Genomic DNA, 25,465 nt, shown 5'->3' on the forward strand with positions numbered 1-25,465 from the left:
AAACTGATTTTCAGGTAGCCTTTGAGCTTGAAACCGCGTGTTAAAATAAAACGGATTAACGTTCGATACAACCCATAACCAAACCCAACTGCCACACCACCATGCCCACTGCCAGCCAAATCGAAGCCCTCCTGCCGCAAACCCAATGCCGCCAATGCGGCTACGACGGCTGTGCCCCCTATGCCCAAGCCATCGCCCAAGGCCAAGCCCCCATCAACCTCTGCCCGCCCGGCGGCGACATCGTGTTGCACGAGCTTGCCGAGCTGCTGCACACCCAGCCGCTGCCCCTGGTCCAGCCCGAAAAAGCCGCCATCAAAGCTCTGGCCTACATCGACGAAGCCGCCTGCATCGGCTGCACCGCCTGCATCAAAGCTTGCCCCGTCGATGCCATCCTCGGCGCATCCAAACTCATGCACACTGTGCTGGCCGACGAATGCACCGGCTGCGGCCTCTGCCTGCCACCCTGCCCCGTGGACTGCATCGAAATGCAGCCTGTGCCCGATGCCGTATTGCCCCGCGCCGGTGCTAAAGCCTGGCCCGAACAAGCCCGCCGCGCCGCTGCCGCACATGCCAAACAGCGTTTTCAACACCGCGAGCAGCGCCAACAGCGTGCCGCTGCCGAACGCCAAGCCCACCTTGCCCAACGAGCCGCCGCCGTGCAAGCAGCTGCCCAAACGCCCCCATCTGCCCAGCTGGCAGCCACACCCGCCAAACCAAATAATCTCGCCGCGCCCGCCTTCAACCCGGCCGACCTTATCGCCCGCGCCATGGCCGGCGCACAGGCACGGCAAAACCAGCGCACCGTACCCAGCAATCACAACAGCTTCCGCCAACAACAAATCGCCGCCGCCCAGCAACAAGCCGCCCACCGCCGCGCCCTGAAAAACATCCGCTACGGTAACGAAGCCGAGCAAGCTGCCGCCAAAGACTACCTCCGCCAACACAAAGCCGAAGAAGAAGCCTAATCCAAAAACTGATCCGTCGTGGCCAGTAAACAAAAACTCGCCGAAAACGATTTGAACCAGCAGTACAGCAAAAAACTGCGCGCCACCCTGAGGCAGAAAGAAAACGAATGCCTAAACTGCCTCAACAGCTGAATACTTGATACCGGGCGGGCATGAGCCGCCCGCGGAAACCCAATCCGCCGCCTTATCCCAAACAAAAAGGATACCTGAAAATCCTACACAGCAATTTTCAAGTAGCCTATTTTGCTTCTTCGGTGCCGGCTTAAGCCGGCCAATTCAACCATATTATTTGCCGGACATCCGATTGATGATCTTCTCGCCACGCAGCTGATGCAGTACCACCATGGCAATGTGCCCGAAGGCCAGCAAAAACAGCAGGTACGCCAGTTTACCGTGTGCCGCGTTGCCCAGTTGCGTCATCCACTCGATAGGCTGCTCGATTTTATGCATCACCGTGATGCCGAACACTTCCAAATCGCCGCGCGCAGAGCCGTATTGGCGAATCATCGCCACAATCGGCACAGCCGCCATCAACACATACAGCGCGGCATGCCCCAGCTTCATAGCCAAGCTGCCGTGCGGGCGGTTGCGCCAATTTGCCAGCGCCCAAACCAGGCGCAAGGCCACCAAAACCAGCAGAAGGAAGCCCACCGATTTGTGGTAGCTTATCAAGCTGTAGTATTTTTCGTTAATATTCCACATGACCGCCGTGCACAGCATAAAGGCAAACATGGCCGTCATCAGCCAATGGAAAAAACGGCTGAGGGTACCGTAGTATTGTGGTGTGTCTTTCATTCTTATTTCCTTTTTTAAATTTTTAAAAACCGAAAAGTAGTGGATTATAACGGATTAAATGAACTTTTGATACCAAGCAGCAAGCCGTAGACAATACACGGCTATTTAACGCACGCTAAATTCTGTTTGATGCACCAATAAAGGCTACCTGAAACGTAACGCAGCAAAGTTTCTGCGAAGCTAAATTTTCAGGTAGCCCTTTGATTGCTGGCTTACTTGCCAAACAACGCCGCCACCATCTCGGCCTGCTCTTCGGTGAACGCGGGTTCGCCGAAGCGGGCGGCCACTGTGTATTCGTTGGCAAACTGCCGCTGGGCAGATACCGCCTGCCATTCTTTCAGGCGGGCGGTTTTGCCCTGTTTTAGTTTGGCGGCGGTTTGCAGAGCGGTTTGTTTGCGGGTAGGCATGGCGGAAAATACGGTTTGAATGGCGGAATGGGTTTTCAGGTAGCCCGGATTGTGTTTGAGGCTACCTGGAAACGGATTACTTGGTAAGCAGTGCCAAAGCCTCGCGGTATTTGGCCAAGGTTTTTTCGATAACCTCGGCGGGCACGGTGGGAGCGGGAGGCTGTTTGTCCCAGCCGCTTTGTTCGAGCCAGTCGCGGATGAATTGTTTGTCGAACGAGGGCGGGTTGCTGCCGGGCTGGTATTGGTCGGCGGGCCAGAAGCGGCTGGAATCGGGAGTAAGCACTTCGTCCATCAGGGTGAGCGTGCCGTTTTCGTCCAGGCCGAATTCGAATTTGGTGTCGCAGATGATGATGCCGCGGGTGCGGGCATAGTCGGCGGCTTCGCTATAGAGGGCGATGGCTTTGTGGCGCACTTCTTCGGCCAGCTCTTGGCCGATGATGCGGGCGCATTCGTCAAAACCGATGTTTTCATCGTGGTTGCCCACTGCGGCTTTGGTGGACGGAGTAAAGATGATTTCGGGCAGCTGCTCGGCTTCGCGCAGGTTTTCAGGTAGCCTGATGCCGCACACGGCGCCGGTTTGGCGGTATTCTTTCCAGCCGCTGCCGGCCAAATAACCGCGCACGATGGCTTCGATTTTTAAGGGCTCGAGCCGTTTGGCCACCACGGCGCGTTTTTCCAGAGCGGCGGCTACGTTGTGAGGCAAAACGTCGTATACGGTTTGGCCGGTGAAGTGGTTGAGCATGATGTGCGAGAGCTTGCCGAACCAGAAATTGGAAATCTGAGTGAGGATTTCGCCTTTGCCGGGAATGGGTTCGTTCAAGATCACATCGAAGGCAGAGAGACGGTCGGAGGCAACGATGAGCATGCTGCGGCTGTCGATTTCATACAAATCGCGCACTTTGCCGGAATAGATTTTTTTCAGCGGGATGGTGGTCATGATGAATTATTGGGCGGGTGGTCGGAAAGTTGATATTCTAGTCCAATTGCCGCACGGAAAAAACGGCAGCGTGGAAATATCATGCCCGAAGGCGGCAAAACAGTTGTCGAACTGCATTTTATGCTTGAGAATGCTGCCCGCATCAGCAGGCTACCTGAAAGCGCAAACCTCAACGCGGTTTAGAATGAAATCGAAACGCTTATTTTTCAGGTAGCCTCCCTTTCCATCCCTCACTTAAGGAAACATCATGAGCAATCTGATTATTGAAGACATCGAAACCGGCAGCGGCAAAACTGCTGAAAAAGGCAAGCGGATTTCCGTACACTACAGCGGCTACCTAACTGACGGCAGCAAATTCGACTCCAGCCTCGACCGCGGCCAACCGCTCACCATCATCCTGGGCGTGGGCCAAGTCATCCGCGGTTGGGACGAAGGCTTCGGCGGTATGCGCGAAGGCGGCAAACGCAAACTCACCATCCCGCCGGAAATGGGCTACGGCGCACGCGGTGCCGGCGGTGTGATTCCACCGAACGCCACTTTGATTTTTGAAGTGGAATTGCTGAAGGTACACGATTAAGCGGTTCACCTACTCAAAAGAGAAAAAGGTTACCTGAAACCCAGAAATAAGTTTTTAGGTGACCTTTTTATTTACCAACATATTGCTGTTACAACCGCCAGAAGACGATTGAGGTACTATATGCAGTTACTATTAAGCGGTAGTTCAACACACGCCCGCGACACGATCACCAACGAATGTTTGAACCACCCCAACGACCCCTACCACCTGTTCCGCTGCCACACCATTGTGAACTGCGTGAACATTCGATCCAAACACCTCAACACCACCCGCGCCATCGGCAAAATCAAAGAAAATCATGCTCAAACGCGTGGTATAGCGGATTACCTTGAACCAGTACAGCCTTGGCCAGCCTAGCCGTACTGGCTGTACCGCCCGAGGCCATGCTTTCTCCTGATTTAACTAATCCCCTACTAATAAAACCATACCACCTTTGACGACACCGCCAAACGCCACCTGCGCTTCCAAACCCAACGCGGCCTTTTGGAGCTCGGCATCCTGCTTAAGCAGTTCATGGCCGCCAAGTTCAGCCGCCCGAGTGGTACCAAGCTGGCCGTATTCACCAAGCTGCTCACCCTGCCCGACCCCGAACTGTTCGCCCAAGTCAACGGCCAAAACCTTGCTGCCGATGCCAAGAGCGAAGCCTTATTAGGCAAAATCCGTAGCAGCCGACGAACTGCTTGAGCCACTTTCCGTTAAGGCTACCTGAAAGCGTAGCTTCAATGAAGTTCGGACATATTAAAGTTCAGACACATAAGGCTACCTGAAAACACCGCAGAGTTTCTGTGAAGCCAAAGTTTCAGGTAGCCTTTTTCTTTATCGACCACAGCCGGCACTCAAACACGCCGCAAGCAACTTTAACATTCCGGTTTTCAGGTAGCCTCTTTCCTCCATCTTTTCTGTTTAATCAACAGCTCACTATCCCTCCAGCACCCACCTTCTGCCGCCAGCCCACACCCACCCCGCCGTGCCTGCTGCAAAAGGGATTTTTCTTATTGACGTTCCCCATATCGGGTCGTATTATTCAGCCGTTATACCGGCGTTTGGCAAACTTCCAGCAACATTTCTGCCGCTGCCTGGTAACCCCCTGAAACTCAACGAAAGGCCGGGCTGATTCCAGAATCTTAGCGACAAACAAAACAACCTTTTCAGGTAGCCGGCTTCGAGTTTTTATCATATTCCCCTCCCCGGCCATTCCACCGCGCCAGATTCTCCATTCTCCCCCTTTCCAAACAAACAATTTCCTGCGCCAAGCGCAATCAGGCGGCCGGCAAAAGGCTACCTGAAAATGCTTATTCCGAATCGCCATACTCATTTTTAGCCGCCCGCCGTGTGGCGATTCGGAATCGGCATTCGCTGCAGATAGGATAAAGGCTACCCGCTTAGACAGGCAGCCTGATAAGCAAGCGTGCTGCTCTTCAAACCTTCACCTTAAATAAGGATCTTGCCATGATGAAAGAACAAAGTAGTTTGTCCTACCTATACGGTACCAACGTCCCGTATATTGAAGATTTGTACGAAGCCTATCTGAGCTCCCCTGACTCCGTGGACAGCCAATGGCGGCAGTATTTTGACCAAGTGGCTGCTCTGCCCGGCAACACCCCGAAAGATGTGGCGCACCGCCCGATTCAGGAAGCTTTTGCCAACTTGGCACAGCAGCGCGGCGCAGCCGCAGGCGGTGTGGATTTCGCCGCCATGCAGAAGCAAGTGGCCGTGTTGAGCCTGATTTCCGCCTACCGCTCTTTGGGCAACCGCGCCGCCGACCTCAACCCGCTCGACCGCACCCATATCAGACAACTGCCCGAGCTCGATCCTAAAACCTACGGCCTCAGTGATGCCGACATGAACACTCCTTTCCATGTCGGCACCGATCTTTCAGGTAGCCCCAAGCTGCCCTTGGCCGAAATCATCCGCCATCTGAAACAAATCTACTGCGGCCCCTTGGCGCTGGAATACATGCACATTCCCGACACCGCCGAGCGCGAATGGCTGCAGGCACGTTTGGAAGCCAACGGCGCACGCCCGCAATTTGACGCCGACACCAAACGCCTCATCCTCAAAGAAATCACCGCCGCCGAAACCATGGAGCGCTATCTGCACACCCGTTATGTGGGCCAGAAACGCTTCTCGCTCGAAGGCGGCGAAAGCACCGTGCCCGCGCTGAACCACCTGATCCGCGCCTCCACCGAAAAAGGTGTGCAGGAAATCGTAATCGGCATGGCACACCGCGGCCGCTTGAACGTGTTGGTAAACACCATGGGCAAAGCCCCGCAAGCCATTTTCGACGAATTCGAAGGCAAAGTGGACGCTAAATTCCCCAGCGGCGACGTGAAATACCACATGGGCTTCAGCTCCGACGTGCCCACCCTGCACGGCCCGGTGCACCTCTCTTTGGCCTACAACCCCTCACACTTGGAAATCACCAACCCCGTGATTGAAGGCTCCGTACGCGCCCGCCAAGACCACCGCGGTGCTGAAGGCCGTAAACAAGTGCTGCCCATCCTTACCCACGGCGATTCCGCCTTCATCGGCTTGGGCGTGAACCAATCCACCTTCAATATGTCGCAAACCCGCGGCTACAGCACCGGCGGCACCATCCACTTCGTGATCAACAACCAAGTGGGCTTCACCACTTCCGATCCGCGCGACACTCGCTCCACCCTGTATTGCACCGACATCGCCAAGATGGTGAGCGCACCGATTCTGCACGTGAACGGCGACGACCCGGAAGCCGTGTGCCACGCCGCCCAAATCGCGCTGGACTACCGCACTACCTTCCAGAAAGACATCGTGATCGATTTGGTGTGCTACCGCAAACTCGGCCACAACGAAGGCGACGATCCTACCCTGACCCAGCCCTTGATGTACAAACAAGTGGCCGCACACCCCGGCTCCCGTGCCGTGTATGCCGAGCAGCTGATTAAAGAAGGCGTGGTAACTAAGGAAGAAGCCGAAAAACTCATCAGCGACTACCGCGCCGCGATGGACAAAGGCGACCGCATCCAGGAAATCCTGCCCGAACAGAAACGCGAACACGCTGTGGATTGGAGCAAATACCAGCCCATCAGCTGGCGCACTCCGGTGAAAACTGCTCTGCCTGCTGCCGAAATCAAACGCCTGGCCGACCGCTTCACCACCATCCCGGCCGATGTGAAGCTGCACAACACCGTGAGCAAAATTATCGACAACCGCAAAGCCATGGCTGTTGGCGAGCAAGCTATTGACTGGGGTATGGCCGAAACCATCGCCTATGCCAGCCTGCTCGAAGCCGGCCACGATATCCGCATTTCCGGCGAAGACTCCGGCCGCGGCACCTTCTCGCACCGCCACGCCGTACTGCACGACCAAAACCGTGCCGAACGCACCGGCGGCGTGTATATCCCACTGCAACACATTGGCGAAAAACAAGGCCGCTTCAACGTAATTGATTCCATCCTGAACGAAGAAGCCGTGATGGCCTACGAATACGGCTATGCCTCCTCCGCGCCGGAAGACCTGGTGATTTGGGAGGCCCAGTTCGGCGACTTCGCCAACGGTGCGCAAATCGCCATCGACCAGTTCATCACCTCCGGCGAAACCAAATGGGGACGCTGGTGCGGCCTCACCGTTATCCTGCCGCACGGCTACGACGGCCAAGGCCCGGAGCACTCTTCTGCCCGCGTAGAACGCTGGCTGCAACTGTGTGCCGAAGAAAACATCCAAGTGCTGATGATGTCTGAAGCATCACAGATGTTCCACGCCCTGCGCCGCCAAATTCTGCGCCCCTACCGCAAACCGCTGGTGATTTTCATGTCCAAACGCCTACTGCGCCTCAAAGATGCCTGCAGCCCGCTGGCCAACTTTACCGACGGCGAATTCCGCCTCGTTATCGGCGACACCGTACAGGGCCGCGACCAAGATGTGAAACGCGTGATTCTGTGTGCCGGCCAGGTGTACTACGATTTGGCCAAAGCCCGCGCCGACAAAGGCTTGGAAAAAGACATTGCCATCGTTCGCGTCGAGCAGCTCTACCCCTTCCCCTACGAAGAAGTGGCCGCCGAGCTCAAACGCTTCCCGAACGCCACCGAAATCATGTGGGCGCAGGAAGAGCCGAAAAACCAAGGCGCTTGGTATCAAATCCGCCACCGTCTGGAAAAAGTGCTCGGCGCCAACCAGCGCCTCACCACCGCCAGCCGCCCGGCCAGTGCCTCGCCCGCCGTCGGCTATGCTGTGAAACACAAAGCCGGTTTGGACGGCCTGCTTGAAGACGCGATGAAGTTCTAAAGCACTAAAAGGCTACCTGAAACATGCCAAACCGTTTTCAGGTAGCCTCCTCAGAACACGATTTACCTATTTTTCAATTTATTAAAGGATAAAACCATGATTATCGAAATCACCGTACCCCCGCTACCGGAAAGCGTTACCGAAGCCACCCTGATGAGCTGGCACAAGAAGGTGGGCGACTATGTGAACCGCGACGAAAACCTGATCGACCTCGAAACCGACAAGGTTGTGCTCGAGCTGCCCGCTCAGCAGGCCGGCGTGATTGTGGAAATCATTGAACAAGACGGCGCCACCGTTACCGCCGGCCAGCTGTTGGCTAAAATCGACACCGAAGCCAAAGCAGCAGAAGCAGCCCCGGCTGCCGCCCAAGCCCCCGCTGCCGAGCCAGTAGGTCATGTGGCTGCCGCTGGTGCGCGCGCCGGCGTGGCTATGCCCGCTGCCGCCAAACTGGCTGCCGAAAAAGGCGTGGACGTATCCGGCGTACCAGGTTCTGGCCGCGATGGCCGTGTGCTGAAAGAAGACGTGGCTGCCATGCCTGCCGCCGCGCCCAAAGCTGCTGCTGCCCCGGCCGTGGCCGTGCCGCTGGGCGACCGTGTGGAACAGCGCGTGCCGATGAGCCGACTGCGCCAGCGCGTGGCCGAACGCCTGCTGCAATCTCAGTCGCAAAACGCCATCCTCACCACGTTCAACGAGGTGAACATGAAGCCGATTATGGATTTGCGCGCCAAATACAAAGATAAGTTCGAGAAACAATATGGCGTGAAACTGGGCTTCATGTCCTTCTTCGTGAAAGCCGCCGTGGCCGCGCTGAAGAAATTCCCCGCCGTGAACGCTTCGATTGACGGCAACGACATCGTTTACCACGGCTACTTCGACATCGGTATTGCCGTGGGCAGCCCGCGCGGCCTGGTGGTGCCGATCCTGCGCAACGTGGATCAGATGAGCATTGCCGACATCGAATTGGCCATCGTGGACTACGCCAACAAAGCTAAGAGCGGCAAAATCGCCATCGAAGACCTCACCGGCGGCACGTTCTCCATCACCAACGGCGGCACCTTCGGCTCGATGATGTCCACTCCCATCATCAACCCGCCGCAATCCGCCATCTTGGGCATGCACGCCACCAAAGAACGCGCCGTGGTGGAGAACGGCCAAGTTGTGGTACGCCCGATGATGTATCTGGCCCTCTCCTACGACCACCGCATCATCGACGGCCGCGAAGCCGTGCTCACTTTAGTTACTATCAAAGAAGCCCTCGAAGACCCGGCCCGCCTGATTTTGGAAATCTAACGGTTTCTAAAATCTAAACCCTTAGCAACATCAGGCTACCTGAAAAGCTTTTTTTCAGGTAGCCTTACTCTTTTGCCACATCAAACACAGCAAAGGCTACCTGAAACTTTCAGGTAGCCCCAACCAAACACCATGACCAACACCACCGTTCACCTCTACACCGACGGCGCCTGCAAAGGCAATCCCGGCCCCGGCGGCTGGGGCGTGCTGCTGCGCTACGGCCGTCATGAAAAAGAACTCTGCGGCGGCGAAGCCGACACCACCAACAACCGCATGGAGCTCACCGCCGTGATCCGAGGCCTCGAAGCCCTCAACCGCCCCTGCCAAGTAACCATCCACACCGACTCCCAATACGTGAAAAACGGCATGGAAAGCTGGATACACGGCTGGAAGAAAAACGGCTGGAAAACTTCCGCCAAACAACCCGTGAAAAACGCCGAACTGTGGCAGCAGCTCGACCAACAAGTCGCCCGCCACCAAGTATCCTGGCAGTGGGTGAAAGGCCATGCCGGCCACCCCGAAAACGAACGCGCCGACCAACTGGCCAACCAAGGTGCCGCCAACATAGCCGGAAAGCAACAATAAACACCAATAATCAAATTATTGGCACAAAATTACCCATCGCCAACTGTCCCTTCCGGCAGTTGGCGTTCCGCCCGCCATCTGATAGAATGGCAACCCATACAGTCAATCAAAACGCAGCTTCCAATTCTGCGTTTGATTGGCTAAAAATTTGAGTTCACAAGCCGCCGGCACCGGGCGGCTTGCATTTTTATGCAAAAACGGCTGCCCCGCAGCCCTTGTGGAGAAAATCATGCAAAAGATTCCATTAACCGTACGCGGCGCCGAAATGCTCAAGCAAGAATTGCAGCATCTTAAAAGCGTTGAACGCCCCGCCATTATCGAAGCCATCGCCGAAGCCCGCACCCACGGCGATTTGTCTGAAAATGCCGAATACGAAGCCGCCAAAGAAAAACAAGGCTTCATCGAAGGCCGCATTTCCGAGCTGGAAAACAAGCTCTCCGTAGCCCACATCATCGACCCCACCGAAATCCATGCCGAAGGCAAAATCGTATTCGGCTGTACCGTCGTGCTGGAAGACTTGGAAAACGAAACCCAAGTGCGCTACCAAATCGTTGGCGACGACGAGGCCGACATTAAAGACAACAAAATCTCCATCAGCTCGCCCATTTCCCGCGCCCTTATCGGCAAAGAAGAAGGCGACGTGGCCGAAGTGCAGGCGCCCGGCGGCATCAGAGAATACGAAGTTATCGAAGTGCTGTATATCTAGTAGGCGGCGAAATGAACCAAGATTTCAATCCCTATCAGACTCCGCAAAGCCAAGAATCCCTGCCGCAACACGCAGATAGCTGCTGGCGCGAAGGCAAACGCGTCTTTCTGCCCGAAGGCGCAGACCTGCCCCACCGCTGCATCCGCTGCGGTGAAGCAGCTGAACCGCAGCAGCAGCCGCGAAAACTGTATTGGTATCATCCCGCTTGGAATCTGTTGCTTATCCCGATTTTATTCGTTTCCTGGCCAATTGCACTGATTATTGCCCTGATTGTCCGCAAAGTCATCCCTGTCCACCCCGCCTTTTGCCCACAGCACCAAAAACAGATGCACTGGCTGTTTCGGGGCGTGCCCGCCATTATATTTGTGCTGTTATCGTTGCCGCTGATAACACTGGTCGTTCCGGCTTTAAATGATACCCTTTCCCAAGACTTCACGATTATGTGGTACTTCAGTATCATCGTTTTCTGCCTTATCTTCGCCATCGCCACTTCGCCCCTGCGCCCACGTCTGGTAAAAATTACCGAAGAATACAGCATCCTCAAAGGCTTCGGCCGAGGCTTTCTCGGCACCCTGTCGGAAAAATACGAACCCAACAGCCGCCGCCAGGGCATAATATGCTAAAATACAATGATTATCCTCTTAAAATACAGTAAACTATTTTCAGCTAGCCTCTTCAAAGCTGAAGGCTACCTGAAAAGTAAAAGGCTATCTGAATAATCAGGTAGCCCTTTCCAATACTGCTTCATCGCTATACATCGATTCAAAACAAAATACCTAGTTCAGGCAGCCCCACCCCCTGCCAATTCCGGCAACCATCCGTTTGCGGCAAAAGACACTGCCCGATTGCCCGCCACAATAAAGTGATCCAGCAATCGTACCTCCAGCAGCGCTAACGCCTGTTGAAGTTGGCGGGTGAAGGCCAAATCTGCCGCCGAAGGCTCGGCCGAACCGCCAGGGTGATTGTGTGCGATAATCAGCGAAGCAGCATGGTGTTGCAAGGCCAGCTGGGCCACTTCTCGAATATACACTGTGTTTTCCGCTACTGTGCCACGCGACAATTCTTTAAATGCAATCAGCCGGTTGCTGCTGCTCAACAATAACGCCACACTCACTTCCACCGGCTCATGCGCCAGTTGCAACACCAGATAATCCGCTACCGCCTCCGGAGAAGTGAAGGCTGGCGTGGCGTGCATTTCTTCCGCCAACAGCCTTCGCCCGATTTCTCGCACTACAGCAAACTGGCAATACGCCGCCTCACCCATACCCTTGTGCATCGTCAGCTCGGCGACGGGTGCGGAAAACAGGCGGTTGAGCGAACCGAACTCCTGCAGCAGATAACGAGCCAAATCCACTGCGCTCATCCCCTGTATGCCCGCCCGTAGCAGGATAGCCAGCAGTTCCGCATCGCTCAACGCTCCTGCACCACGATGCAGCAGCTTCTCACGCGGCCGCTCGTTTTCCGGCCAATGCTTGATCCCCATCTTAACTTCCCTTTTCATGTGTTTCGTTAAATGCAGAATTATACAGGAGCAGCGAGGTGCCAACGCTTATAAACAATTCCGCCGAAGCAAGCCGGCAGCGCATATAATTTGACCTGCCTCATAAAAAGAACTTTACTCATCCACCGCTTGCGTAAAAAGGTTGGAAAAAGCCGTGCCAAACAGCTACAATTCGCCACCTTTCTCAGTTTTCGGCCGCCCGTGCGGAAAGCATCCCGCTAAGCAAGGCTACCTGAAAAAGTTTGAACAAAAATAATCGGAGTAAAAAACTATGGCAACCAAAGGACAAATGTTACAAGATCCTTTTTTAAACGCACTGCGTAAAGAACATGTACCGGTATCCATTTATTTGGTGAACGGCATCAAACTGCAAGGCCAGGTAGAGTCGTTTGACCAATATGTGGTACTGCTGCGCAACACCTCGGTAACGCAAATGGTGTACAAACACGCGATTTCCACCATTGTTCCGGCACGCGCCGTGAGCCTGCAGCCACCCGCAGATCAGAAACCTGCCGCCGAAGCCGAGCAATAAGTAGGCATCCCCAGCGCACTGGCTGTTGCTCACAGGCAGTGCGTTTTTGCTTATCCATACACCGCCCGCATCTATTGCCCACGCAGGCGGCTTGAAAGAACCCTATCATGCCCCAAACCATCGCCCTCATCGGCGCCATGCCGCCGGAAATTGCCCTGCTCAAAGAGAGCCTGCAAAACCTGTGCAACGATCACGTGGCCGATTTCGATATCTACTGCGGCGAATACGCCGGTAAAAACGTCGTGTTGGCCTTAAGCGGTATCGGCAAAGTAAATGCCGCGCTCAGCACCGCCCTGGTGCTGCAACGGCATCAGCCCGATTTCGTCATCAACACCGGCAGTGCCGGCGGCCTGGGCGGCGAACTGAAAGTGGGCGATGTAGTCATCGGCACGCAAACTGCGCATCATGATGTGGACGTTACCGCCTTCGGCTACGCTATCGGTCATGTACCACGTATGCCTGCGCGCTTCGAATCCAACTCAGCCCTGTGTGTCGCCGCCGAAAAAGCTGCCGCCGCATTCGGACACGCAGCCGTACACCGCGGTTTAATCGTAAGTGGCGACCAATTCGTACACAGCAGCGAATCCGTGGCTGAAGTACGCCGCCATTTTGCAGACGTGCAGGCAGTGGAAATGGAAGCTGCCGCCATCGCCCAAAGCTGCCACCGCTTCGGCGTGCCGTTTGTGGTTATCCGTGCTATTTCCGACCTCGCCGACGAAGAAGCCGATACCAGCTTTGAAACCTTTTTGAAAACAGCCTCCGTGCATTCAGCCCAAATGGTACTGCAGCTGATTGCCGCTCTTTAAAGGCCATCTGAATAAAGGCTACCTGAAGACAAACGGCCTTACACTGCAATACAATCAAGCCGAACTAACGCACAGCCTGCTATCTGAAAGCCTAAGGCTACCTGAAAAATGAACCCGTCGCTTTACAGCCAGCCCTGATTGCTATCGGCGCCACTCTCGGCGCCTTGTTGCGCTGGCAGCTGGGTTTGCGTTTCAATCCGCTGTTTGCCCAATTTGCTTTCGGCACCTGGCTAGCCAACCTGCTCGGCTGCCTGCTGACCGGTGCGGTATTGGGCTTGCTGTTGGGCGGCAGGCCGCTTGCCCAGCCGCTGCAAAATGCACTGACAGTGGGCTTTCTCGGCAGTCTCACCACCTTTTCCGCGCTTTCCAGCGAGGTGTCCGACCGCCTGCTGCACAAAGACTAGCTGCATGCCGGCCTGATTCTGTCGCTGCACACCATATGCGGCATCGCCGCCACCCTGCTGGCCGCTGCTGCCGTGCAGCGCTTAATCCGAAGCTAAATTACAGATTTTTATTGTTTATCTACCGAAAATGAAAACATCATGAACTTATCTCATCTCCTCAACCGCGAAGCCGAACAAGCCTTTGCCGCTGCCGGTATCGAAGGCGCGCCGGTAGTGTTGCAGCCGGCTAAAAACCCCGAATTCGGCGATTTCCAAATTAACGGCGTGATGGGCGCGGCCAAACAGCGCAAACAAAACCCGCGTGAGCTGGCGCAGAAAGTGGCTGAAGCGCTGGCCGGCAACGAACTGATTGCCTCCGCCGAAGTGGCCGGCCCCGGCTTCATCAACTTGCGCCTGAATCCGCAGTTTTTAGCCAAGCAAGTGCACGCTGCCCTGCAAAGCAGCCGCCTCGGCGTGGCACAGGCCGCCGCACCGCAAACCATCATAATTGACTACTCCTCGCCAAACCTGGCCAAAGAAATGCACGTCGGCCACCTGCGCTCCAGCATCATCGGCGACAGCCTCAACCGCGTCCACTCCTTCCTCGGCCACCATGTGATTGCGCAAAACCACGTGGGCGACTGGGGCACCCAATTCGGCATGTTGGTGGCCTATTTGGTGGAACAGCGGGCGCAAAACGAACATTTCGAACTGGCCGACTTGGAACAGTTCTACCGCAACGCCAAAGTGCGTTTCGATGAAGACCCTGCCTTTGCCGACACCGCGCGCGAATACGTGGTGAAACTGCAAGGCGGCGATGAAGCCGTGCTCGCACTGTGGCGGCAGTTTGTGGAAATATCGCTGCAACATGCCGAAAAAGTATATGCCAAACTCGGCTTACTGCTCACCCGTGAAGACGTGGCCGGCGAATCCAAATACAATGACGACCTGCAACCCGTGGTGAACGACTTAATCGCCAAAGGCCTGGCCGTGGAAGACGACGGCGCGAAAGTGGTTTTCCTCGACGAATTCAAAAACAAAGAAGGTGAACCTGCTGCCTACATCGTGCAGAAAAAAGGTGGTGGCTTCCTTTATTCCACCACCGATTTGGCCTGCATCCGCGATTACGTGGGCCGGCTCAAAGGCGACCGCCTGCTTTATGTGGTCGACCACCGCCAAGGCCTGCATTTCGGCCAACTCTTTGCCACTTCCCGCCTGGCAGGCTACCTGCCCGAAAATGTACAAGCCGAATTCATCGGCTTCGGCACCATGATGGGCAAAGACGGCAAACCCTTCAAAACCCGCAGCGGCGACACCGTGAAGCTGGTCGAACTGCTCGATGAAGCCGTAGAGCGCGCCACCACCCTCGTGAAAGAGAAAAATCCCGAACTGGACGATGCCACCGCCGCCCAAATCGGCCGCAGCGTCGGCATCGGTGCCGTGAAATACGCCGATTTGAGCAAAAACCGCACCAGCGACTATATCTTCGATTGGGACAATATGCTCTCCTTCGAAGGCAACACCGCCCCCTACCTGCAATACGCCTACACCCGCGTGCAAAGCGTGCTGAAAAAAGCCGGCGGATGGAGCCGAACCGAACAGCCCGTGCTCACCGAACCTTTGGAATGCCAGCTCGCCACCGAGCTCTTGAAGTGTGAAGACGTGCTGCAAACCGTGGCCGATAGCTCCTATCCACACTATCTCGCCGCCTACCTCTACCAAGTGGCCAGCCTGTTCTCCCGCTTCTACGAAGCCTGCCCCATCCTAAAAACCGAAGGCAGCGTCCGCAACACCCGCCTGCAGCTGGCCGCCCTCACCGGCCAAACCCTACAAACCGGCCTCAGCCTCTTGGGCATCGACACGCTGGAAGTGATGTAAGCCTTTATTGCCGCATGACAAACAGGCTATCTGAAAGTTTTGCTTTTCAGGTAGCCTATTGCTTTGCGTACGTTTATTTTCAGGTAGCCTTTCCCCTTACGGGATGTGGAGCGTACTTACGCGTTTTTAGCTTACCGCACGGCATTTGAAAAGGCTACCTGAAATTCAGCCAACCCCCTTCTGCCGCTGGCTTCCACCCAAACGCTTGCTATACAATGCCGACTTCGCGCAGTGTTTCGCACACACCATGGAACAACTCGAATTTTTCAGCATTCCCAGCCCCTGCATCGGCGTTTGTCAGGCCAATAGCAAGGGGTATTGCAAAGGCTGTTTGCGCAGCCGTAAGGAGCGGCTGTATTGGCTGAAGCTTACGGGTACGCAAAAACAGAACGTGTTGCGTCTGTGCCGTTTGCGTAAGCACAAGCTGTTGCAGTTGGCCGTTAAACAGCAGGCCGTTTCTATCGAGCTGCCGGAACAGATGGATTTCGATTTTTTCTAGGCCGCCATTTTCCCCATTCTTTCTCTATTTATTGTTAAACATCAATCATGCTGGTTTTATCTGCTTTATCTTTTCTTCCTGCCTCTTGGACATGGCAGTTTCTCGCCTTGGCGGTTTTGTGCAGCGTGGCGGTTTCTGTGCTGCTGAAAATCGCGCGCAAAAAAGGGGTTCACATTGAGCATGCGATTGCGGTGAATTATATTGTGGCCACGACCTGCTGCTGGTTTTTGCTTGCTCCGCCGTTGGATAGCTTGCGCGGGGCGGATATTGGCGGCCTGTGGCCGTTTTTGGCCTTGGGCGTGTTGTTGCCGAGCATTTTTGTGGTGATGGCACGGGCAGTGGAACAGGCGGGGATTGTGCGTTCGGATGCGGCGCAGCGGCTGTCGCTGGTGTTGCCGGTGTTGGCGGCTTTCCTGCTGTTTGGCGAACGGCTGAATAGCAATAAAATTGTGAGCATCGTGCTGGCCTTCAGTGCGCTGACGGCTTTGCTCTACAAGCCGGGCAAGGGCAAGCAGGATGGCGGGATATTTTGGCTGGCGGGAGTATGGCTGGGCTTTGGGGTGATTGATATTCTGTTTAAGCAGTTATCCAAAACCGGGCAGGCGCTGTCGTTAAATCTGTTTGTGGCCTTCGCGCTGGCTTGCGTGTTGATGTGGGGTTATGTGTGGCGGCAGGGCAAACCCCTTAAGGCGGCGGATTTTGCCGGCGGGCTGCTGCTTGGATTGCTGAATTTCGGCAATATTCTGTTTTATATCAAGGCACACCATGCTTTTTCCGGCGACCCGACTTTGGTATTTGCCGGTATGAACTTGGGCGTGATTGTGTTGGGCACACTCACTGGTGCGCTGGCGTTTAAGGAGAAGACTTCGGCGGTGAACCAAGCCGGCATTGTGTTGGCACTCGCGGCGATTTACAGCCTGTTTTATTTGGATTGGCTGCTGGCGAAGCTGGGCATTGCGATGTAAGTTTCAGGTAGCCTTGATCGAAGCCGAAAGGCTACCTGAAAAACGATTCGGCTGTTTTGCCACGCCAATACAAAGGCTACCTAGAAAACAATTTTTCAGGTAGCCTATTTCTTGTTTGTTTATTACAAGATTGCCGTTAGAACTGCCATGACATACTACCTTTGATATTGCGCCCTACGCCGCTCACAGCTTCGCCAAGATAGGGGGCGTAGCGGCGGTTGAACAGGTTGTCCACGGTGATACGCAGAGTGAACTGTTCGTGGTGCGGCGGCTGCCAAGCGGCAAATAGGCCGTGCAGGGCGTAGCCTTTGGATTTGGGTAACGCCCAGTAGGCGGCCATTGGGTCGCCATCGGTGGGCGAACGGTCTTGGCGGCGGATAAATTCGCCTTTCCAGCCGAAAGTTAAACCCTGTACAGGTAAGCGTACGCCAAGGGTGGCAGTAGCTTTGCGCGGAGGGATGTCAGCTAGCCAGGTATCTTGGTCATGCCAAGGGTTGCGTGGTGAACCTTGGCGTTTACCGCGCATGAAGGAATAAGTGAGGCCGGCAAACCAGTGGTCGGATTCGTAGTAGGCTTCAATTTCGCCACCGCGTATGGTGTAGCCCGGGAGGTTACGGTAGTTGGCAATGGGTTTGGCACAAACGCTGCTGGGACGGTTAGGCAGCTGCTCTCGGCAGAAGATACCCCGGTTTTTGAAGATTTCGTCTTTTCCCCTGCTGTGGAACAAAGTGGTACGCAGTTGCAGGCTGTCTTGTTCGCGCAGCAGATTTTGCCAACGCAGGACGCCGCCGAGGCGGAAGGAGGTGAGTCGTTCGGGCTCGAGATAGCGGCTGGTGGCAGAGGCACTGCTGGTGGCGGATTGCACTTCGTATTGTTCGTCAATTACAGGAGCGCGCCAAGTGCGGCTGGCGTTGGCAAATAGTAGGGCGTTGTCGTTGGGCTGCCAAGCGATGCCCAAAAACGGCGACCAGCTGCTGTAGGTTTTGCTGCGGTAGTCATGGCCGGCAGAAGGTGTGTTGTAGCCGCGTGCCACATTGGGCTCGCCTTGGTTATGGATGTGGTCGTAGCGCAGGGCGGGAGTGAACGTCCAGTTGCCAAGGCGGATTTCGTCTTGCACGTAAAAGCTATTTTGCTGTTGCGTGCCGGCGGGCATGTAATAAGGCTGGAAACGGCCGTAGTTGAAATTGGCATTATTCCGCCGGCTCTTGTCGTACATCATCACTTCGCGCACGTGGCGGTTTGTTTGTAGGCCAAGAGTGAGGCGGTGTTGCATCGGGCCAGTACTGAAGTGGCTAATATTGCTGATGTCGAGCCCGGTATCTTGGTAGGCAGTATGGCTTTCATTGCCCATGCTGCCGAGGAAGCCGGAACCAGCGTTTTCCGGGCGGGCGTCGTCTTGCACGGTTTTTGTATGGTTGAGTTGCATGGTGAGATCGAATAACGGATTTTCGGGCATGTAGCGGTATTTGAGGGAATAGCTTTGGTCGTCTTGGCGTCGATACACCAGTTTGCGTTTCCAAGCACCGTCTAAGCCATAGAGACGGATGTCGCGTTCGGATGGGCGGGCGAGCTCACCACGTTTGGCGGCAAAGGGCTCCCAAGCGTGATGACGGCCATACATGGCAGAAAGGGTAAAATGGTGCTCGGGGGCGGGGCTGTAGTTACTTTTGATGAGGAAGCTTTGTTGGTTGTTGGCAGAATAGGCCAGGCGTTCGCCGTCGGGTTGTTGGATGTCATGGCCACGGCGTACGGAGGTGTAGAGCAAACCGTCCCAGCTTTGGTTGTTGTTTTGTAGGAAGACGGCGGCGCTGGTTTGCCATTGTTCATCATTGGTGTGATGGCTGATTTTGACAAGGCCGCCCACATTTTGCCCTTCGCGCAAAAACTCCCGTGCATCTCGGCTTTCCAGCTTCACTGCGCCGCCGAAGCCACCGTTGCCGCGCGACACGTCAAATGAGCCCTTGTCTACCGTTACTTGGCGTAGCAGTTCCGGCTCGATAAACACCGAGCCTTGGCGGTAGCGTTCGAAGTTTTTGGCAGCGCCGTCGATGGAGATTTTGATGTCTTCGTTGTCGCCGAAGCCCCAGATATTTAGGGTTTGCCCGCCGGGGCGCGGCGAACCGGAGCTGCTGGTGCCAGGCAGCAGGTCAAGAAGGGAGGCAACATTGTCTGCTTGTTGTTGGTCGATATTTTCACGGGTAAGGCGGGATTGACCGGCAAGGGTAGAAAGTGCACGCTGCCCCCGGATTTCGATCACGGGCAATACGGCACTATCGCTGTTTTTACCGGCCGCCTGAGTAGGCACAGCAATGAAACCGAATATAGCTGGCAGGCACAGCGCGGATAATAGGCGGCTCTGTAGGCATGAAAGCGGATGGGGCGGAGTATGCATGTTTGGTTCTCGGAATGGGGATGACTGCATGAAAAACAGCCTGTTCATCAGGCTGTTACCTTAGTAGAATTGATAATAATTCTATATTTTATTTAAAAAGAAGTAAAGAAAATTAAGTATCAGGACGTGAGTTGTTGCAGTGTTGAAAATTTTGGCGGATTGGTGTGCTGTTTTCAGGTAGCCTTTTACTTTACCCGCGCCGCAAATATTCTGCCAACGGCTTGGGCAAACCATATTCCGCCGTATTGGCCCACAGGCTACCGTGTGCTGCAGCTGCCGCCACTCCGTTTGCCTGCAAAGGCGTAATTTGCAACAGGCGGTGCGTGAGGCGGTGGCTCACCAAATCTCCTTCGGCTAAATCTTCCGCGGCCACGCCGAAAGCAGCTGCGCGTTCATACAAATCATCCAGCCGCTCAAAGCAGGGCACGCAGTAGAGCCCGCCCCAAATGCCGCCGGCTGGGCGTTTTTCCAGCAGTACCCGACCCTGCTTGTCGCGCAACACCAGCCAATACAGCGCCACTTCCTTCACCGCCACCGCGGTTTTCTTGCGCGGCAGCTCGGCAATCCGCCCTTGCTGTTTGGTCAGGCAGATTTCTGCCATCGGGCAGACATCGCAGCGCGGTTTGCTGCGTTTGCACACCAGCGTGCCCAAGTCCATCAGCCCCTGCGTGTAGGGGGGCATTTCCTCGGCTGCGGGCAGCAGGCTTTCGGCCAAATTCCACAAAGCGGTTTCGAATTTTTTGTCGCCGATTGCCCCGTCTTGCGCAAACACGCGGCACAAAACGCGCTTCACGTTGCCGTCTAAAATCGCCTCGCGCCTGCCGAAGGCAAAGGCGGCAATGGCTGCTGCCGTGCTGCGCCCCACGCCCTTGAGCGTTTCAAGGTCTTGGCGCGTATCGGGAAAGCGGCCGCCAAAATCGCGCATCACCTGTTTAGCCGCCGCATGCAGATTGCGGGCGCGGCTGTAGTAGCCCAGTCCAGCCCACAGCGCGAGCACTTCGTCTTCATCCGCCGCAGCCAGAGCGGCTATGTTTGGAAACGCCGCCAGAAAGCGCGGGTAGTATGCCAACACGGTGGCTACCTGCGTTTGCTGCAGCATAATCTCCGAAAGCCACACCGCATAAGGCTCGCGCACCTGCCAAGGCAGGCTGTGCCGCCCGTGTTGCTTTTGCCAGCGCACCAGCCGGGCGGAGAAATCTGTGTTCATATATAAGGCTACCTGAAACCGAAAATCCCGTATTGTATAGCGGATTAAAATGGCAATGATACTGCCCAAGCTGCCGCCGGATGCTTTTCAGGTAGCCTTCCGCCGCAATCTGCCCGTTTCCCGCTATAATCGCAGCCCAAACCAACCCCGATTGCCAGTCATGACCATCCATACCCTCTTCGCCACCTGCCCGCGCGGCCTCGAAACCATCCTCGCCCAAGAGCTTGCCGCCCAAGGCTGCACCAATATCGCCCCCACCGACGGCGGCGTATCCTGCCAAGGAAATCTAGAAGCCACCTACCGCGCCAACCTCCACTCCCGCACCGCCAGCCGCATCCTGCTGCAACTGGCCAAACAGCCCTACCGCAGCGAAGACGACATTTACCGTGCCGCCAAAAGCATTCGTTGGGAAGACTGGTTCCATGCCGGGCAAACCTTCAAAATCAAGGTGGAAGGCAAACGCGCCCGCGTGAAAAGCCTCGACTTTACCACCCTCAAAATCAAAGACGGCCTATGCGACCGCTTCCGCAGCAGCCAAAGTCAACGCCCCAGTGTGGATAAAGCCAATCCGCACATCCGCATCCACGCCTTTATCAGCGAACAGCACGCCGCCCTCTTTATCGACACCAGCGGCGAAGCCCTGTTCAAACGCGGCTACCGCCAAGACACCGGCGGCGCCCCCCTGCGTGAAAACCTAGCTGCCGGCCTGCTCCTGCTCGCCGGCTACAACGGCAGCCAGCCCTTCCAAGACCCATTCTGCGGCAGCGGCACCCTCCCCATCGAAGCAGCCCTCATCGCTACCCGGCGCGCTCCCGGCCTCGACCGCCGCTTCGGTTTCGAGCAGCTGGCCAACTTCGATGCCGGCCTCTGGCAGCGCCTGCGCCAAGAAGCCCAAGCCGCCGTATTGCCGCAAGCCCCTGCTCCCATCACCGGCAGCGACACCGACCGCCGCCTCATCCAAACCGCCGCCATCAACGCCCGCGAAGCCCAAGTGGCCGGGCACATCGTTTTTCAGGTAGCCGACGTGCGCGACACCCGCCCCAACGGTGAAAACGGTATCCTCCTCGCCAACCCGCCCTACGGCGTACGCCTTGAAGAAATCCACACCCTGCACGCCCTCTACCCCCAGATCGGCTCCTGGCTCAAACAGCACTACCCCGGCTGGCTCTGCGGCCTGCTCACCGCCGACCGCGACCTGCCCAAACTCATGCGCCTGTCCCCCAAACGCAAAATCCCCCTCTACAACGGCAACCTCGACTGCCGCCTGTTCCTGCTCGACATGGTGCGCGGCTCCCACCGCACGCCCAAGGCGAAATAGCTGTGCTCAGGTGTTAAGCCAAAGCTACCTGAAAAGCGTTTATCCGTTTCAGGTAGCCTTTTAACTCAAACATAACTCGTCATTGCCACATTCATACTCATCTTTTTTTATTTTCAGGTAGCCGCAGTTCGGACATTAGTGCCAAACCTACCGGCTCTTGCCACCAAAAAGGCTACCTGAAAACCCATTCCGCTATATAATCGCCCGGTTTTCTCACTCTTAAGGCTACCTGAAACCATGAAAGCCATGATTCTGGCCGCCGGGCGCGGCGAGCGGATGCGACCGCTCACCGACACCCTGCCCAAACCCATGCTCCCCTGCGGCCGCGAGCCGCTCATCGGCTGGCATTTGCGCCGCCTGGCGGCCGCCGGCATCAGAGAAATCGTTATTAACCACGCCTGGCTCGGCGAAAAAATCGAACAAGGCCTCGGCAATGGCAGCCGTTATGGCGTGTCTATCCAATATTCGCCCGAAGCACCCGGCGGGCTGGAAACCGCCGGCGGCATCGCCACCGCCCTGCCGCTCTTAGGCAGCGAGCCTTTCCTGGTGATCAACGGCGATATCCTCACCGATTTCGACTGCCACACCGCCATCGAGCGTGCCGCCCAAATGAGTGAGAACACCCTCGCCCACCTCTGGCTCGTGCCCAACCCCCCGCACCACCCACAAGGCGATTTCCGCCTCCAAGCTGGCGGCCAAGTTACCGACACCGAATCCCAAGAGCCCGCCCACACGTTCAGCGGCATCGGCCTCTACCGCCCCGAGCTTTTCGCCCACACCGCAGCACACCAACGCACCAAACTTGCCCCCCTGCTGCGCCAAGCCATGCAGCAAGGCCAAGTGTGCGGCGAAATGCACACCGGCCTTTGGCTCGACGTGGGCACTCCCGAACGCCTGCAGGAAGCCGCCCGTATCAGCGGGCAATGGGCAGGCTGATACTGCCTTATCTAAAATCCGTTTTGACTTCGTAGAAACTCCGCTTCCTTCGGAAACTCCGTTTTAACTTCGTTGAAGCTGACGCTTTCAGGTAGCCTTCCACTATGCTTAAAGGCTACCTGAAAACCTAAACCCCTTTATCGGCCAATCCATTATGAACGCCAAACACACCCTCGAACGCTACAGCCAAGAACAGCACACCGCCCAAGAAGCCCAGCGCCTTGCCCAGCAAATCATCTTCGGCCCCATCGCCTTCCAAGCCTCCCGCCTGATGGTGAAATTCGGCATCCTCGAACGGCTCAACCGCGCCGCCGAAGGCCAAACCCTCGAAGAAATCGCCCAAACCGCCAATCTCAGCCGCTATGCCGCCCAAGTGCTACTCGAAGCCTCCCTTTCTATCGGCACCGTCCTGCTCGATAACGAGCGCTACCGCATCAGCAAAGTCGGCTGGTTTCTCATTAAAGACTCCATATCCCCCATCAACATGGATTTCGTGCACGATGTATGCTACCAAGCCGCGTTCGATCTCGAAGCTGCCCTGCTCGAAGGCCGCCCCGCCGGGCTTAAAGTGTTCGGTAGCTGGCCAACCATATACGAAGGCCTCTCCAGCCTTCCCCCGCGTACCCTCGAAAAATGGCTCGCCTTCGACCACTTCTATTCCGACCACTCCTTCCCCGCCGCACTGAAAATCGTCTTTTCACAACCCGTCCGCCGCCTGCTCGACGTGGGCGGCAACACCGGCCGCTGGGCACTGCAATGCGTGGCATACAACCCGGAAGTGCAAGTCACCATCATGGACCTGCCCCAACAAATCCAACTGATGAGAGAGCACACCGCCAGCCTGCCCGGCGCCGACCGCATCCACGGCCACCCCGCCAACCTACTCGACCCCGCCACCCCATTCCCCGAAGGCTTCGACGCCATCTGGATGAGCCAATTCCTCGACTGCTTTACCGAACAGCAAGTTACCTCCATTCTCAGCCGTGCCGCAGCCAGCATGAGCGTAAACAGCACCCTCTACATCCTCGAGCCCCTGTGGGATAGGCAAAAATATGAAACCGCTGCCTACTGCCTCACCCAAACCAGCCTCTACTTCACCGCCCTGGCCAACGGCAACAGCAAAATCTTCCACAGCGCCGACCTCAGCCGCTGCATCAAAGCCGCCGGCCTGCAAATAGCCAAAATCCACGATAACCTCGGCCTCGGCCACAGCCTCTTGTGCTGCAAGAAAACGTAAACAAAAAAGATAGCTTATTGCGTGTCAATAATCCTTTACATTTATTTACTGCGCAACAAAGCTGCCCCTCATTGACAAATAACGTGGGCAGCCTTGTTTCTTTTCTACATCCTATTCGCTGTTAATCCCCGCCTGATACCGCTTCGGCTCAAAGTCTTGCCCGGTCTTTACCAGGTGAAAGGCAATCACGGCCAGCTTGCGCATTAAGGCCACAATGATTACTTTCGGCGGTTTCCTCTTTTGTCTAAGCCGTGCAATAAATGCCGGAAAGGCATTATCCCGATAAGCAACCATAGCAGGCATAAACAAGGCGGCACGCAAATCATTCTGGCCGAACTTGGATATCCGGCTGAGCTTATTCAGGCTGCTACCTGATTGCTGATGCCTTGGATCTAGTCCCAAATAAGCCACCAGTTCGGAGGCTTTGCTGAATCGCCCGTCTTGCAGCAGCGTGAACAGGATGGTGGCGGAAGTTAAACCAATCCCCGGAATGGTTTGCAGCCGTTTGATTTTGTCCGAATGTTCTTTATCCTGTTTCAGTAGCTGTTTGATTTGCCAATTTACTGCTTTAACCTGTTCATCCAAATGGGCGATGTTTTGATTCAGGTAGCCTTGCAAATAGTCCGGTGCAGTCTGCCGTTTGGTTTCCTCTGCTGCCCGCTGCCGTTTCAGTCGTATCAGATAGCGGTTTAAATCGCGTAATTGCCGCTGTTTTTCAGTCAAAGGCTGCCACGGCTCCGGCTGTACCATTTTGCTGTATTGTGCAATCAGCTTGGCATCCTGCTTGTCGGTTTTGGATCGTTTGAATACTGCCATACCGAATGATTTTATCCAATATGGGTTAACCACCGATACCGTATAAAAGCGGCTGAAATATTCTGCCGCCTGTTCGTAGTAAATGCCGGTGTATTCCATGCAGATATTTAAATCGTCTTCCGCATCGTGTGCCTGTAGCCATTTGCGCAATCTGACATAGCCTTCCAGGTCATTGTCAATCGTGATTTCTGCCATTTTGCCGTTATTCAGTAACAGGCAGTAATCCAATCTGTGCTTCGATACGTCTATTCCAAGGTGCATAAATTTAACCTTATTAATGCGGATTCGGCCGTGGCCGTTCCAAGATAGCTTACAAATTCAGGTCAAAAAAGAATCCGTGTCCCCATCTTTTTTCCGACTTCGAGAGTCAGGCTACACCTTTCGGGCTCACGGATTCTGTGATTCGGTCATGACTCCGAATCATCTAAAAAATGCACGCAATAATGATGCCAATTGTCTTACTACCAATG

25 protein-coding genes and 1 pseudogene are annotated in these 25,465 nt (G+C 55.6%); 18 read left to right on the forward strand and 8 right to left on the reverse strand.

The features are described from left to right. Positions 1–101 precede the first annotated feature (101 nt). Positions 102–965: an RnfABCDGE type electron transport complex subunit B gene (locus tag A7Q03_RS02595; protein ID WP_067447044.1), complete on the forward strand. Its 864-nt coding sequence runs from the start codon at positions 102–104 to the stop codon at positions 963–965. A 285-nt stretch (positions 966–1,250) separates the two neighbouring features. Here A7Q03_RS02595 and A7Q03_RS02600 read toward each other — a convergent pair whose 3' ends face one another. The 3 genes from A7Q03_RS02600 to A7Q03_RS02610 all read right to left on the reverse strand — a co-directional run bounded on the left by A7Q03_RS02600 (position 1,251) and on the right by A7Q03_RS02610 (position 3,104). Further along, positions 1,251–1,760, reverse strand: coding sequence for a cytochrome b (locus tag A7Q03_RS02600; protein WP_082880654.1), 510 nt, complete (start codon positions 1,758–1,760; stop codon positions 1,251–1,253). Between the two features lie 212 nt (positions 1,761–1,972). Continuing rightward, positions 1,973–2,167 (reverse strand): cyanate hydratase, encoded by a 195-nt coding sequence (locus A7Q03_RS02605; protein WP_067447046.1) that lies wholly within the window; start codon positions 2,165–2,167, stop codon positions 1,973–1,975. A gap of 76 nt (positions 2,168–2,243) precedes the next feature. Then, positions 2,244–3,104: a phosphoribosylaminoimidazolesuccinocarboxamide synthase gene (locus A7Q03_RS02610; RefSeq protein WP_067447048.1), complete on the reverse strand. Its 861-nt coding sequence runs from the start codon at positions 3,102–3,104 to the stop codon at positions 2,244–2,246. Between the two features lie 247 nt (positions 3,105–3,351). Here A7Q03_RS02610 and A7Q03_RS02615 point away from each other — a divergent pair, with 247 nt between their 5' ends. The 6 genes and pseudogenes from A7Q03_RS02615 (at position 3,352) to rnhA (ending at position 9,819) form a co-directional block, all read left to right on the forward strand. Then, complete coding sequence (locus A7Q03_RS02615) at positions 3,352–3,681, forward strand: FKBP-type peptidyl-prolyl cis-trans isomerase (RefSeq protein WP_023886583.1); 330 nt, start codon at positions 3,352–3,354, stop codon at positions 3,679–3,681. A 153-nt stretch (positions 3,682–3,834) separates the two neighbouring features. Continuing rightward, a pseudogene (gene sdhB, locus A7Q03_RS02620) lies at positions 3,835–4,000 on the forward strand (succinate dehydrogenase iron-sulfur subunit); the annotation flags it as partial. A gap of 137 nt (positions 4,001–4,137) precedes the next feature. Then, positions 4,138–4,365, forward strand: a complete 228-nt coding sequence (locus tag A7Q03_RS02625; RefSeq protein ID WP_067447053.1) for a succinate dehydrogenase assembly factor 2 — start codon at positions 4,138–4,140, stop codon at positions 4,363–4,365. Between the two features lie 765 nt (positions 4,366–5,130). After that, positions 5,131–7,944 (forward strand): 2-oxoglutarate dehydrogenase E1 component, encoded by a 2,814-nt coding sequence (locus tag A7Q03_RS02630; protein WP_067447055.1) that lies wholly within the window; start codon positions 5,131–5,133, stop codon positions 7,942–7,944. Between the two features lie 96 nt (positions 7,945–8,040). Beyond that, positions 8,041–9,234 carry a 2-oxoglutarate dehydrogenase complex dihydrolipoyllysine-residue succinyltransferase gene (odhB, locus tag A7Q03_RS02635; protein WP_067447057.1) on the forward strand — a complete coding sequence of 398 codons (1,194 nt, stop codon included), beginning with the start codon at positions 8,041–8,043 and terminating at the stop codon, positions 9,232–9,234. Positions 9,235–9,366: 132 nt separating this feature from the next. Beyond that, positions 9,367–9,819, forward strand: a complete 453-nt coding sequence (gene rnhA, locus A7Q03_RS02640) for a ribonuclease HI (RefSeq protein WP_067447059.1) — start codon at positions 9,367–9,369, stop codon at positions 9,817–9,819. Between the two features lie 102 nt (positions 9,820–9,921). On the opposite strand, the gene A7Q03_RS10710 is transcribed toward rnhA, so the two are convergent. After that, on the reverse strand, positions 9,922–10,050 hold the full coding sequence (locus tag A7Q03_RS10710; RefSeq protein ID WP_255361742.1) for a hypothetical protein: 129 nt from the start codon (positions 10,048–10,050) through the stop codon (positions 9,922–9,924). Between A7Q03_RS10710 and greA the strand changes: the two genes are divergently transcribed. Both greA and A7Q03_RS02650 read left to right on the forward strand, forming a co-directional pair. Then, the gene (greA, locus tag A7Q03_RS02645; RefSeq protein ID WP_067447378.1) at positions 10,049–10,525 is read left to right on the forward strand and encodes a transcription elongation factor GreA; all 477 of its coding nucleotides are present in this window, start codon (positions 10,049–10,051) and stop codon (positions 10,523–10,525) included. The two genes, A7Q03_RS10710 and greA, sit on opposite strands and share 2 nt — an antisense overlap. An 11-nt stretch (positions 10,526–10,536) precedes the next feature. Next, positions 10,537–11,148, forward strand: coding sequence for a hypothetical protein (locus A7Q03_RS02650; RefSeq protein ID WP_067447061.1), 612 nt, complete (start codon positions 10,537–10,539; stop codon positions 11,146–11,148). Between the two features lie 158 nt (positions 11,149–11,306). On the opposite strand, the gene radC is transcribed toward A7Q03_RS02650, so the two are convergent. After that, entirely contained in the window at positions 11,307–12,008 is a 702-nt protein-coding gene (gene radC / locus A7Q03_RS02655; RefSeq protein ID WP_067447380.1) for a DNA repair protein RadC, read from the reverse strand. A 289-nt stretch (positions 12,009–12,297) separates the two neighbouring features. Between radC and hfq the strand changes: the two genes are divergently transcribed. From hfq to A7Q03_RS02685, 6 genes are all read left to right on the forward strand, one after another. Then, complete coding sequence (gene hfq / locus A7Q03_RS02660; protein ID WP_067438763.1) at positions 12,298–12,558, forward strand: RNA chaperone Hfq; 261 nt, start codon at positions 12,298–12,300, stop codon at positions 12,556–12,558. 104 nt (positions 12,559–12,662) lie between these two features. Beyond that, a complete protein-coding gene (locus A7Q03_RS02665; RefSeq protein WP_197474741.1) occupies positions 12,663–13,364 on the forward strand; it encodes a 5'-methylthioadenosine/adenosylhomocysteine nucleosidase in 702 nt (233 codons plus the stop codon). A 143-nt stretch (positions 13,365–13,507) separates the two neighbouring features. Then, positions 13,508–13,768, forward strand: a complete 261-nt coding sequence (locus A7Q03_RS10345) for a CrcB family protein (protein ID WP_255361789.1) — start codon at positions 13,508–13,510, stop codon at positions 13,766–13,768. A gap of 138 nt (positions 13,769–13,906) precedes the next feature. Further along, positions 13,907–15,625 carry an arginine--tRNA ligase gene (argS, locus tag A7Q03_RS02675; protein ID WP_067447065.1) on the forward strand — a complete coding sequence of 573 codons (1,719 nt, stop codon included), beginning with the start codon at positions 13,907–13,909 and terminating at the stop codon, positions 15,623–15,625. Between the two features lie 247 nt (positions 15,626–15,872). Next, positions 15,873–16,124, forward strand: coding sequence for a DUF1289 domain-containing protein (locus A7Q03_RS02680; protein ID WP_067447382.1), 252 nt, complete (start codon positions 15,873–15,875; stop codon positions 16,122–16,124). A 47-nt stretch (positions 16,125–16,171) separates the two neighbouring features. Further along, positions 16,172–17,089 carry an EamA family transporter gene (locus A7Q03_RS02685; RefSeq protein ID WP_067447067.1) on the forward strand — a complete coding sequence of 306 codons (918 nt, stop codon included), beginning with the start codon at positions 16,172–16,174 and terminating at the stop codon, positions 17,087–17,089. A gap of 136 nt (positions 17,090–17,225) precedes the next feature. Here A7Q03_RS02685 and A7Q03_RS02690 read toward each other — a convergent pair whose 3' ends face one another. Next, complete coding sequence (locus A7Q03_RS02690) at positions 17,226–19,394, reverse strand: TonB-dependent hemoglobin/transferrin/lactoferrin family receptor (RefSeq protein ID WP_231863702.1); 2,169 nt, start codon at positions 19,392–19,394, stop codon at positions 17,226–17,228. A gap of 277 nt (positions 19,395–19,671) precedes the next feature. After that, a complete protein-coding gene (gene mutY, locus A7Q03_RS02695; protein WP_067447070.1) occupies positions 19,672–20,688 on the reverse strand; it encodes an A/G-specific adenine glycosylase in 1,017 nt (338 codons plus the stop codon). Positions 20,689–20,848: 160 nt separating this feature from the next. Between mutY and A7Q03_RS02700 the strand changes: the two genes are divergently transcribed. The 3 genes from A7Q03_RS02700 to A7Q03_RS02710 all read left to right on the forward strand — a co-directional run bounded on the left by A7Q03_RS02700 (position 20,849) and on the right by A7Q03_RS02710 (position 24,179). Beyond that, entirely contained in the window at positions 20,849–22,006 is a 1,158-nt protein-coding gene (locus A7Q03_RS02700; protein ID WP_067447384.1) for a class I SAM-dependent RNA methyltransferase, read from the forward strand. Between the two features lie 237 nt (positions 22,007–22,243). Next, positions 22,244–22,942 (forward strand): N-acetylmuramate alpha-1-phosphate uridylyltransferase MurU, encoded by a 699-nt coding sequence (gene murU / locus A7Q03_RS02705; RefSeq protein ID WP_067447072.1) that lies wholly within the window; start codon positions 22,244–22,246, stop codon positions 22,940–22,942. 154 nt (positions 22,943–23,096) lie between these two features. Further along, positions 23,097–24,179 carry a methyltransferase gene (locus tag A7Q03_RS02710; protein WP_067447074.1) on the forward strand — a complete coding sequence of 361 codons (1,083 nt, stop codon included), beginning with the start codon at positions 23,097–23,099 and terminating at the stop codon, positions 24,177–24,179. A gap of 111 nt (positions 24,180–24,290) precedes the next feature. On the opposite strand, the gene A7Q03_RS02715 is transcribed toward A7Q03_RS02710, so the two are convergent. Then, positions 24,291–25,256, reverse strand: coding sequence for a transposase (locus tag A7Q03_RS02715; RefSeq protein ID WP_067447075.1), 966 nt, complete (start codon positions 25,254–25,256; stop codon positions 24,291–24,293). Positions 25,257–25,465 lie beyond the last annotated feature (209 nt).

It is taken from the genome of Eikenella sp. NML99-0057 (genome assembly GCF_001648535.1).
Classification (GTDB): Bacteria; Pseudomonadota; Gammaproteobacteria; order Burkholderiales; family Neisseriaceae; genus Eikenella; species Eikenella exigua.

Bases quoted from the DNA above. Each gene is read 5' to 3' on its own strand.
- A7Q03_RS02685 (WP_067447067.1), top strand. From the start codon at position 16,172: ATGCTGGTTTTATCTGCTTTATCTTTTCTTCCTGCCTCTTGGACATGG.
- A7Q03_RS02710 (WP_067447074.1), top strand. From the start codon at position 23,097: ATGAACGCCAAACACACCCTCGAACGCTACAGCCAAGAACAGCACACC.
- A7Q03_RS10710 (WP_255361742.1), bottom strand. From the start codon at position 10,050: ATGATTTTCTCCACAAGGGCTGCGGGGCAGCCGTTTTTGCATAAAAAT.
- radC (WP_067447380.1), bottom strand. From the start codon at position 12,008: ATGGGGATCAAGCATTGGCCGGAAAACGAGCGGCCGCGTGAGAAGCTG.
- greA (WP_067447378.1), top strand. From the start codon at position 10,049: ATGCAAAAGATTCCATTAACCGTACGCGGCGCCGAAATGCTCAAGCAA.
- rnhA (WP_067447059.1), top strand. From the start codon at position 9,367: ATGACCAACACCACCGTTCACCTCTACACCGACGGCGCCTGCAAAGGC.
- A7Q03_RS02615 (WP_023886583.1), top strand. From the start codon at position 3,352: ATGAGCAATCTGATTATTGAAGACATCGAAACCGGCAGCGGCAAAACT.
- A7Q03_RS02630 (WP_067447055.1), top strand. From the start codon at position 5,131: ATGATGAAAGAACAAAGTAGTTTGTCCTACCTATACGGTACCAACGTC.
- A7Q03_RS02600 (WP_082880654.1), bottom strand. From the start codon at position 1,760: ATGAAAGACACACCACAATACTACGGTACCCTCAGCCGTTTTTTCCAT.
- hfq (WP_067438763.1), top strand. From the start codon at position 12,298: ATGGCAACCAAAGGACAAATGTTACAAGATCCTTTTTTAAACGCACTG.
- mutY (WP_067447070.1), bottom strand. From the start codon at position 20,688: ATGAACACAGATTTCTCCGCCCGGCTGGTGCGCTGGCAAAAGCAACAC.
- A7Q03_RS02715 (WP_067447075.1), bottom strand. From the start codon at position 25,256: ATGCACCTTGGAATAGACGTATCGAAGCACAGATTGGATTACTGCCTG.
- A7Q03_RS02680 (WP_067447382.1), top strand. From the start codon at position 15,873: ATGGAACAACTCGAATTTTTCAGCATTCCCAGCCCCTGCATCGGCGTT.
- A7Q03_RS02650 (WP_067447061.1), top strand. From the start codon at position 10,537: ATGAACCAAGATTTCAATCCCTATCAGACTCCGCAAAGCCAAGAATCC.
- A7Q03_RS02605 (WP_067447046.1), bottom strand. From the start codon at position 2,167: ATGCCTACCCGCAAACAAACCGCTCTGCAAACCGCCGCCAAACTAAAA.
- A7Q03_RS02610 (WP_067447048.1), bottom strand. From the start codon at position 3,104: ATGACCACCATCCCGCTGAAAAAAATCTATTCCGGCAAAGTGCGCGAT.
- argS (WP_067447065.1), top strand. From the start codon at position 13,907: ATGAACTTATCTCATCTCCTCAACCGCGAAGCCGAACAAGCCTTTGCC.
- odhB (WP_067447057.1), top strand. From the start codon at position 8,041: ATGATTATCGAAATCACCGTACCCCCGCTACCGGAAAGCGTTACCGAA.
- murU (WP_067447072.1), top strand. From the start codon at position 22,244: ATGAAAGCCATGATTCTGGCCGCCGGGCGCGGCGAGCGGATGCGACCG.
- A7Q03_RS02700 (WP_067447384.1), top strand. From the start codon at position 20,849: ATGACCATCCATACCCTCTTCGCCACCTGCCCGCGCGGCCTCGAAACC.
- A7Q03_RS02595 (WP_067447044.1), top strand. From the start codon at position 102: ATGCCCACTGCCAGCCAAATCGAAGCCCTCCTGCCGCAAACCCAATGC.